This is a genomic window from Streptomyces sp. NPDC048636 (genome assembly GCF_040650655.1).
In the GTDB taxonomy this organism is placed as follows: domain Bacteria; phylum Actinomycetota; class Actinomycetes; order Streptomycetales; family Streptomycetaceae; genus Streptomyces.
The window spans coordinates 203,740-212,431 of sequence record NZ_JBEZHR010000013.1; the positions used below are offsets into that span (position 1 = coordinate 203,740).

The window sequence follows — 8,692 nt, forward strand, 5'->3', positions numbered from 1 at the left end:
ACCACGCATGCGTCCGGCGCCCCCGTCCTCATTGGACCGTGTGGCGGTGCGGACCAGGCTGCTCTCGCCAGTGGGCCAAGGCGCGTGCGCTCTTGACGGTGTCGGGGTGTTCCGGCCCCAGCACACGCCGCCGGTCGACTACCAGTTCGGCGAAGGCGGTGGCGGCGCCCGTGGCGTCGCCCGCCTCACCTGTCCACAGCGCCAGATTGTGCCGCGACATGAGCGTATGCGGGTGGTCGGGCCCTTGGACGCGGATGCGATCCGGGACTATTTCGGCGAACTCCGCGGCGGCACCCGCGGCGTCCCCCGCTCTCCCTCGCCACCGTGCCAGCTCGTGACGGACGTCAAGAGTGGGGGGAGCGTCGGGACCCAGTACCCGCATGGCGTCGCCGAGAAGTTCGGTGAACACCTCGACGGCGCCCCGGTGATCCCCCGATTCGCCCAGGCAGAATCCGAGGTTGTGCCGGAAGCCAAAGGTGCGCTCGTGATCAGGTCCCACCGTCCGGTGGTGGTCGGCGACGATATCGACGGCAACCGTGGCGGCCGCGCCCATGTCGCCCGCCTCCATGAGGAAATGGAAGAGTTCGACGCGCGTGGCACATGTGTCGGGGTGCTCGGGCCCCAGTGTCCGGGTCGCGTCGCCCAGGACACTCCCGAGCGCGGCCGCGGCACTCGCGGCGTCCTGGTCACCTCGGCGGATGGCCAGGTCGCGCCGGACGTTGAAGGAGTCCGGATCGTCCGGGCTCCGGAGCCGGAGGAACTCCTCCAGCAGCTCGGCGGCCGAGGACGCGTTCGGCATCCTGCCGAGGCCGATGCGGGCAGCCCAAGCACTGGCGTCGTCCTCCCCGGTCAGTAACCGACCGAGGAACCAGAACGTGCCCTCGTCACGGGCACGGATGCGGCTCCGCAGCTCCTGAAACGCCGACTCCCGCGCCGAGGGGTCATCGTCGCGATCCAGGATCTCCGCCATCAGCTCGGCCGGTTGCCTCGCGTCCGCCGGTCGGCCGACAGGTTCGACATCAGCGGCCGTCGGAACCCCGAACTCTTCGTAAAGTAACGGCAGTTGCGCCAAGGTGGTCTCGGCCCGTGGGAGCGACTCCGTCAGGACATCGTCGGCGACTCCCGCGCCGACGGTGATCTCGATGAGCTCGCGATACATCCGCTCGAAGCTCTGGAGATGGCTCGTGATCGCTCGTTTCGGGTCCCAGAACGCCTCCGTGACCTCGTAGACGCCATGTCCACCGGAGGAGAAGAGGGCGGCGTTCCCGTCCACGGACACAAGGCCGTCAGGCAGGTCGGCGCGGCATCGGGGCGGCGCGGAATCCCAGTCGGGGACGGGCAGCTCGCGCTCGGCCATCTCCGTGTCGATCGCGTCGCGGACCTTCCTCGTCTCTTCCAGGAAGCTGCTGATCGCGGTCCGGATCTGGTCGGCCGAGTACACAAATCCGTGCTGCGGGAACACGACGGCCACTCTCGGCGAGGTCATCACCCGATCGTTTCCGTCGTAGACGATCTCCAGGTCCAGCGCGTACGCGTACGTGTCGAAGGTGGGTTTCATACCGAGACGGACCTCGAACCGATCCGCTTCTCCCTGCGCGACCACCTGGGAGAGGTCGATGACGGCCCGGTGGGCGCCGGCGTCTTCCGGCGGCGGTATCTCGGCGTCGTATGTGGCGGACACGGGCAGGACGGCGCCGACCCAGATCGCGCGGTAGGGCGTCAGCCGCATGCTGGAGAACATGCTTCCGCACCGGACAGCCCCGTGCACCCGCACCACGAGTCGTTTGAGTACGGCCGACTGACCACCCGTGTTGCGCACCTTGACATCGAGCACGGGAGACACATCGCGCGGACGCGTGGCCGTATCCGAAGGCGGCGCGATGGTCACGTCGACCAGCTCGACCTGCGACTTCGGCGGGCGCCGGGCGTGAAGCGCCGCCCACGCACCGATGATTGCGGCCGCGATGCCGCCGGTCAGCCCGAGAACTGTAGCCAGCACGAGATCGACGTTACCGTCCGAGGCGTTCCACTCACCCCCTGTTCCAAGGATTTTGTGCGTTCTCGGGTGGTGAGACGCCCTTGCCCTGAGCTGTCGTCGGGGCGGAGTAGTTGAGGCCAGGGTGGTGATCAAGGAGGGCGGGAGCGAGCCTGAACGCCGAGCCAACCGCGAGCTGAGCTTCTCGAACGTGACCGGGCCTGGGCGGCGGTCACATCGCCGGCCGAGTCCGTCGCGTCAGTCCTGCCCGGTGACCTTCCGGCCGATCCCTTCCAGGAACTCGCGGATGCTGTCCGCGGCCACCTCGAACTCGTCGGACCAGGAGGCCGTGGTCGACCTCCACACTCGACCACTCCCCGTCACCGCAAACAGGTGTCCGCCACCGTCACTGGCGAACACGAGAGCCGGCCGCTCGTCGTCGATCTGGACGGATCCGTATTCCCGGACGTGTCCTGCGACCATCGAGGGCGAGTGGATGAAATATCCGTTCTCGATGTCCGGCAAGGAGACCTCACACATCACCCAGTAAAGGGTGGTCAGATCGGAGGGGATCGGGGTCAGGTCCACCAGGGTGCCCGTAGCGTCGTGACTCTCATCCGTCGCGAGGGTCACGGCGTTCTCCCCGGGCGGGAACCCATGGATCTCCGGAAACGACGACATCAGAGCCGTGAGTGCTACAGACACCCGCGCACACCAGCTGCGCACCCACTCCGAGTCGAGCCGCTCACCAGACACGTTGATCCCCTTCCGCACACATGCAATGAGTGTCCCGCACTCGGGACACACCACTGCCTGACACGACATGTCGCGGAACAGAACCCGGCAAAGGCGCCTCACGGCGCAGGTGGTGCCTGGACCTCGCCTCCTCGTACTGCCGGCTCTCGAGGTCGTAGCAGCGTCCCTGAACGCGACGGTCAGTCCGAGGCTCGGCGCTGGTCGCTGCTGCTCTGCCGTAGCTGGTCGGTGTGGCGGGTCATGGTGTCGACGCGGGCGGCGAGGTCGGCGTGGGACGGTGTCAGGTGCTGGTGGGCTTCGGCGAGCGGGGCGAGGAGCTGGGCGGCGTCGTCGCGGGAGAGGGCGTCCGCGAGCCGGGTGATGTGGTCCCCGGCCTCGACGGGGAGATCGGTGAGGGCGGTGATCTGCCCGGCGAGCTGCCGCAGACCGGTCGCGTTGCCACGGGCCCACGAGGTGACGGTGCGGTCGGCGGCGCGGCGGTCACGGGTGGCCTGCACGCGCTGCTCACCCGTTGCGCCGGGGGCACCGGGTCGCAGGCGCAGATAGCGGCGCTCGGCGGCCTGGCGACTCGCCACACCCAGGGGGTGCGCCAGCTCGCCCCAGCTGGCTCCCGCCTCACGAGCGGCCTCGATCAGCCAGGGTTCCCACCCGGCGAGCTGGTCCCGGAGCTCCCGCAGCAGCAACAGCGCGGCCAGGGCCTGCTCCGAGCTGGTCCGGTCCCGCTCCCGCCCCTGGCCCGGCGGGGTGGCCTGGGCAGTGTGTACGGCCTCGTTGATGGCGTCCAACCCAGCCGCGGCGGCATGGAAGGACGTGGGGGCGAGCCCGGTCTCGCCGGGCTCCTCCGTGCTGGGCATGGTGTGTTCCTCCCGCAGCTGTCATCCGATCGACGACGCGAGCGCTTGTCATCGTTCCGATGACATGTTACAACAGGGTCAGGTGGCAGCGCATTGGCGGTATTGCCCGAGCACACTGGAGGTGTTTCACGATGTTGATGCGCACTGACCCGTTCCGCGAGCTCGACCGGCTCACCCAGCAGCTGATGGGCTCGTCCGGTACCTGGTCAAGGCCGTCCACGATGCCGATGGACGCCTACCGGGAGGGCGACGACTATGTGATCGCTCTCGACATCCCCGGCGTCTCGACCGATGCGATCGACATCGATGTCGAGCGGAACATGCTCACCGTCAAGGCAGAGCGGCGGCCGGTCCCCAAGAGCGACGATGTGCACATGGAGCTGTCAGAGCGACCTCTGGGGGTCTTCTCCCGCCAGCTCATGCTGGCGGACACCCTCGACATCGAGCACATCAAGGCGGACTACGACGCAGGTGTCCTGACCCTGCGTATCCCCGTCGCCGAGCGGGCCAAGCCCCGCAAGATCACCATCGGTGAGAGCACGGGGCGCAAGCAGATCAGCGGCTGATCCCTCGTGGGCGCTGGCCGCGCACACGGAGGACGGGCAGGGGCAGGGGCTCATACTCCCTGCCCGTCCTCCGCGACCGCTCCCCTTACCCAGCCGCGAGAAAGCCGTTCGGCCGCGTCGCGGTAGGACGCGTCGGACGCTGAATCGGCTGGTCGGCTCGTGTGCTGCGCACCGGCTGACCGGCCCCCTCCGCGCCACCATGACCGCAAGCTGACGAGAAAGGTGACCGACCCAGCCATGCCGGTCCAGTCCGAACCCACCCCGATCCCAGCGGAAATGACGTTCAGCCAGTTGCTGGAGAAGGTCCGCTACGAAGGCGCCTATCCCACCCGTGAACGGGCCGAGACGGTCGTCCGCGCCGTGCTCACCGGCCTGGGCCGACAGCTCACCGGGGACGAACGTGTGGACCTGGCCAGCCGTCTGCCCCTGGAGGCTGCCCGGATGTTCGCAGGCCCGATCCCCGACCCCGAACCGCTCACCGGCTGGGGCTTTGTCAAGGATCTCGTCATCCGGGCGGGTGGTACGCCGGCCACGGCCCGCTGGGACACCGGCTCCGTTCTCAAAGTCGTCGCGCAACTCGTAGGAGACGACCTGGTGGACCGGATCCTCGCCCAGCTGCCCCCCGGCTACGCCCTCCTGTTCGGCCGAATCGAGCTGACGCGCGCGGCCTGACGCCCCTTCCCCTCCTGCGCGAGTGGCCCGGAGCTGCGGACCACGGCCCCGGCGGCCGGACGGGCACGCTCACCTTCCCCGTGCCACCCCATGGTTTCCATCGCCACCCCATGGTTTCCATCACGGTGGGGCGAGCCGACCCGTGCTGTCGGGCCAGGATCCGCCGGGCATAGTGTGTGGGTCGCGACGTCACCACATATGCATCAGAGCGAGGAGCAGACGTGAGAGAGCCTGGGGCCATAGCCCTGCGGCAGGAGATCGCCAGGGAACTCCAGGTCGCCGAGACTTTCGAGGCCGAGCGGGAGATCGAGCGCCGGGTGTCTTTCCTCGCCGGGCAGTTGGCCTCCACCGGTCTGCGATCCCTCGTGCTCGGCATCAGCGGCGGAGTCGACTCCACCACGACCGGCCGGTTGTGTCAGCTCGCCGTGGAGCGCACTCGAGCGAGAGGGCACGAGGCATCGTTCTACGCGATGCGGCTGCCCTACGGGGCCCAGGCCGACGAGCACGACGCCCAGCTCGCGCTCTCCTTCATCCGGGCCGACCACGTGCTGACCGTGGACGTCAAGGCCGCGAGTGACGCGGCGCTCGCGGCCCTCCCGGCCTCCGGTGTGAGCTTCCGGGACGTACACCACCAAGACTTCGTGCACGGCAACATCAAGGCCCGGCAGCGCATGATCGCCCAGTACGCGGTGGCCGGCGCGCACGGCGGCCTGGTAGTCGGCACCGACCACGCCGCCGAGGCGGTCTCCGGCTTCTTCACCAAGTTCGGCGACGGCGCCGCGGACCTGGTCCCCCTTACCGGCCTGACCAAGCGCCGGGTGCGCGCGGTCGCGGACGCCCTGGGCGCCCCCGCCGAGCTGGTGTGGAAGACCCCGACTGCCGACCTGGAGTCCCTCGACCCGGGCAAGGCCGACGAGGACGCGCTCGGGGTCACCTACGACGACATCGACGACTTCCTCGAGGGCAAGCCGGTGGAGGAACGCGTCTTCGACACGATCGTCCGCCGCTACCGCCTCACCGACCACAAGCGCCGACTTCCCATCGCCCCCTGACGCGGGCGCCCCATGCCTTGCGGGTGGTGCTGATCGCGCATCCCGCCGCCACTCCCGCCGTCCCGGCCGCGGGTGGCTCAGGAGCGGGTCGCGTCCGGCGCCTCCCGGTCCGAAGCCGGCCAGACGTAGGGCAGGTCGTCCGGCACTCCGGGGAAGCGAGGGGAGTACACCTCCGGATCCTTTCGTACGAGAGCCGACTGGTGGCTCCGGTGGAAAGCGGCGTCACCCAGCCACGGCGGCAGTTCCCCGGCCTCTGCCAGTCCGGCCTGATCGCGGACGGGGAGGCCAGGCCGGGACGCGCCGAGATCGGCGACCAGCGAGGCGGCGCAGCTGTCCTGATGCCCCAGCTCCCGCCACGCCCGGCAGATCTCCAGCCCGTACCGGACGAGGGCCTCTTCGTATCCGGTCCACATGCGCACGGCTGGGTGCCGCCGCCAGCCGTAACCGGGCACCGTCAGGCCGCGGAGGACCTGGAGGGCCTCGACGCGCTGTTTTCCCAGCCGGCGCCGGTCGAGCTCATGCGCCGACCGCCGGAAGTCGGGATGGGGCAGGAACGTCTGCATCTCGTCTCGTTGGCATCTCACTCTTCCGAGGCGCGTATGGCTGGTGCACGGCCGAGCGGCCGGGCCCGGCGCCACGCGCCTCGCACCACGGGAGTCGGGGGCAGGTATCCACCCTACGGCCAGCGCCCGTGTCGACCCGGACACCCGCGCCGAGCGGGCGGTGTCCAAGAAGGGGGCTCGCGCCTCCATACGGATCATCTCCCGATGGGTGACACGCGCCCCCAGCCGCTCGCGATCCATATCCCGTCGGAAAAGACCGTGAGGTGATCGGTCGGAGAGGGTCAGTGGTGGCCGCGGGCGGAGCTCGAAGCGCCCCCGAAGAGTCGCGCCACGGCGCGGAAGGGGAGGGTGACGACGGTGGCGACGGCGCCACCGATGGACCGGAATACGTCTGCCAGCGCGCGGAACATCAAGGGGCCTCCATTCTGGTCGGAACATGAGCCGGCGGTGACCTACGGCGGTGGGCCCCGCGTGTCTGTCACACGTTCCCTGGTCATGATCGGGGAAACGGGTACATCGCCCGGGTGGCCCAGAGGAGAACCCCGTGGTGCCGGGGCCACCCGACTGGCCACGCCGGCCGTCCAGGCCGCCGGGAGTTCGACCGCCTCGTGGGCTGACGTCGTCCCCTGACCTGCGGCTGGGCGTGAGTCGCGGCCAACCCGCCAGCCGTGTGAACGCCCGCGTCAGGACCGGCTGCCCGCGTGGTTGCCGTGACGTCGGCCGGGTACTTGCCCGACGGAGGCGGGGGATCCGCTCCGGGTCGGTCGCGGTAGCCCGGTGACCGGAACGGCCGGAGCAATTCATCTCCGGGCTTCGCCAGCCTCTTCTCCGGCGCCCGAAGGAGCACGCGCGACATGTCTGCCACCGCCCTGATCGTGATCGACATGCTCAGCACCTACGATCACCCCGATGCCGAGCTGCTCCTTCCATCGGTGCGTGTGGCCCTTCCGCATATCACCGCGTTGATCGAACGGGCCCGCAGGAGTGACGTCGAGGTCATCTACGTCAACGACAATTTCGGTAGGTGGCGCTCCCACCACGACGAACTCCTCGAAGCCGCGCTCAGCGGGCCGCACGCCGATCTCGTGGATCCGGTACGGCCCGACGACGCCTCCTTGTTCGTCGTGAAGGCTCGGCATTCGATCTTCTACCAGACACCGCTGGAATACCTCCTCAGCCAGCACGGGATCGACACCATCGTGCTGTGCGGACAGGTCACGGAACAATGTGTGCTCTACTCGGCGCTCGACGCCCACATCCGCCACCTTCACGTGACTGTTCCCGAGGATGCCTGCGCCCATATCCACGGCGATCTCGCCGAGGCCGCGCTGCGCATGATGGAGCGCAACATGGGGGCCCGCATCGGCCGCGCAGCTGACGAAACGATCTTTTAGGCCGGGCCGAGGCTGCGTGGGGGCAGCCTGGTACGGCGTCCGTTCAACATCTCCTGCGGTCAGGGTGTGCCGTCGGGGTGTCCGGTGCCGCACCGGGGCTCAGTCCTTCCGTTCCTGACGGTGGCTCCTGCCGGGCAGGAACTCCTGGATCTTGGCCTTGACACCCTGCCGGACCACGTTCGTGCGGTCGCTGTCGCCCTTGATGATGGCCTCGGCGGCGGCTTCGATCTGGTCGAGGGTGGCGTGTGGGGGGATGGGCGGTACGGCGGGGTCGGTGCGGAAGTCGATGACGAAGGGGCGGTCGGCGCCGAGCGCCTTGTGCCAGGCGGATTCGACCCCGTCCGGTGTCTCCACCCGCACACCGTCCAGGCCGATGGAGCGGGCGAAGTCGGCGTACGCCACATCGGGCAGGGCCTGGGAGGGGAGGAACTGCGGGGCGCCGGACATCGCACGCATCTCCCAGGTGACCTGGTTCAGGTCGCGGTTGTTGAGCACGGCGACGATCATCCGGGGGTCCTGCCACTCGGTCCAGTACTTGGCGGCGGTGATGAGCTCGGCCATGCCGTTCATCTGCATCGCCCCGTCGCCCACCAGGGCCAGCACGGGCCGGTCGGGGTGGGCGAACTTGGCTCCGATGACGTACGGGACGCCGGGCCCCATGGTGGCGAGCGTGCCGGAGAGCGAACCGCGCATCGTCCCGCGGAGGCGCAAGTGGCGGGCGTACCAGTTGGCGGCGGAGCCGGAGTCGGCGGCCAGGATCACATTGTCGGGGAGCAGGGCGTCGAGCGCGTGGACGACGTACTCGGGGTTGATGGGGTCGGCGTCCACGGCGGCGCGCCGTTCCATGACCTTCCACCAGC

The 8,692-nt window shown here is 69.3% G+C and carries 10 protein-coding genes; 4 read left to right on the forward strand and 6 right to left on the reverse strand.

Annotation, left to right across the window (positions count from 1 at the left end; translation table 11 throughout):
* Window positions 1–28: 28 nt before the first annotated feature.
* The 3 genes from AB0C66_RS28965 to AB0C66_RS28975 all read right to left on the reverse strand — a co-directional run bounded on the left by AB0C66_RS28965 (window position 29) and on the right by AB0C66_RS28975 (window position 3,585).
* Window positions 29–1,999: a tetratricopeptide repeat protein gene (locus AB0C66_RS28965; protein ID WP_362444874.1), complete on the reverse strand. Its 1,971-nt coding sequence runs from the start codon at window positions 1,997–1,999 to the stop codon at window positions 29–31.
* A 234-nt stretch (window positions 2,000–2,233) separates the two neighbouring features.
* Complete coding sequence (locus AB0C66_RS28970) at window positions 2,234–2,608, reverse strand: hypothetical protein (protein ID WP_362444877.1); 375 nt, start codon at window positions 2,606–2,608, stop codon at window positions 2,234–2,236.
* A gap of 302 nt (window positions 2,609–2,910) precedes the next feature.
* The gene (locus AB0C66_RS28975; protein WP_362444879.1) at window positions 2,911–3,585 is read right to left on the reverse strand and encodes a type III effector protein; all 675 of its coding nucleotides are present in this window, start codon (window positions 3,583–3,585) and stop codon (window positions 2,911–2,913) included.
* A gap of 131 nt (window positions 3,586–3,716) precedes the next feature.
* Here AB0C66_RS28975 and AB0C66_RS28980 point away from each other — a divergent pair, with 131 nt between their 5' ends.
* The 3 genes from AB0C66_RS28980 (at window position 3,717) to nadE (ending at window position 5,875) form a co-directional block, all read left to right on the forward strand.
* Entirely contained in the window at window positions 3,717–4,151 is a 435-nt protein-coding gene (locus AB0C66_RS28980; RefSeq protein WP_362444882.1) for an Hsp20/alpha crystallin family protein, read from the forward strand.
* 276 nt (window positions 4,152–4,427) lie between these two features.
* Window positions 4,428–4,823 (forward strand): DUF2267 domain-containing protein, encoded by a 396-nt coding sequence (locus tag AB0C66_RS28985; protein ID WP_362444884.1) that lies wholly within the window; start codon window positions 4,428–4,430, stop codon window positions 4,821–4,823.
* A 221-nt stretch (window positions 4,824–5,044) separates the two neighbouring features.
* The gene (gene nadE, locus AB0C66_RS28990; RefSeq protein ID WP_362444887.1) at window positions 5,045–5,875 is read left to right on the forward strand and encodes an ammonia-dependent NAD(+) synthetase; all 831 of its coding nucleotides are present in this window, start codon (window positions 5,045–5,047) and stop codon (window positions 5,873–5,875) included.
* A gap of 77 nt (window positions 5,876–5,952) precedes the next feature.
* On the opposite strand, the gene AB0C66_RS28995 is transcribed toward nadE, so the two are convergent.
* The gene (locus tag AB0C66_RS28995) at window positions 5,953–6,438 is read right to left on the reverse strand and encodes an MSMEG_6728 family protein (RefSeq protein ID WP_362444890.1); all 486 of its coding nucleotides are present in this window, start codon (window positions 6,436–6,438) and stop codon (window positions 5,953–5,955) included.
* Between the two features lie 281 nt (window positions 6,439–6,719).
* Complete coding sequence (locus AB0C66_RS29000; RefSeq protein ID WP_362438612.1) at window positions 6,720–6,848, reverse strand: LPFR motif small protein; 129 nt, start codon at window positions 6,846–6,848, stop codon at window positions 6,720–6,722.
* 444 nt (window positions 6,849–7,292) lie between these two features.
* Here AB0C66_RS29000 and AB0C66_RS29005 point away from each other — a divergent pair, with 444 nt between their 5' ends.
* Entirely contained in the window at window positions 7,293–7,832 is a 540-nt protein-coding gene (locus AB0C66_RS29005) for an isochorismatase family cysteine hydrolase (RefSeq protein WP_362444893.1), read from the forward strand.
* Window positions 7,833–7,931: 99 nt separating this feature from the next.
* Here AB0C66_RS29005 and AB0C66_RS29010 read toward each other — a convergent pair.
* On the reverse strand, window positions 7,932–8,692 hold a 761-nt coding region (locus AB0C66_RS29010), incomplete at its 5' end, for a thiamine pyrophosphate-dependent enzyme (RefSeq protein WP_362444896.1).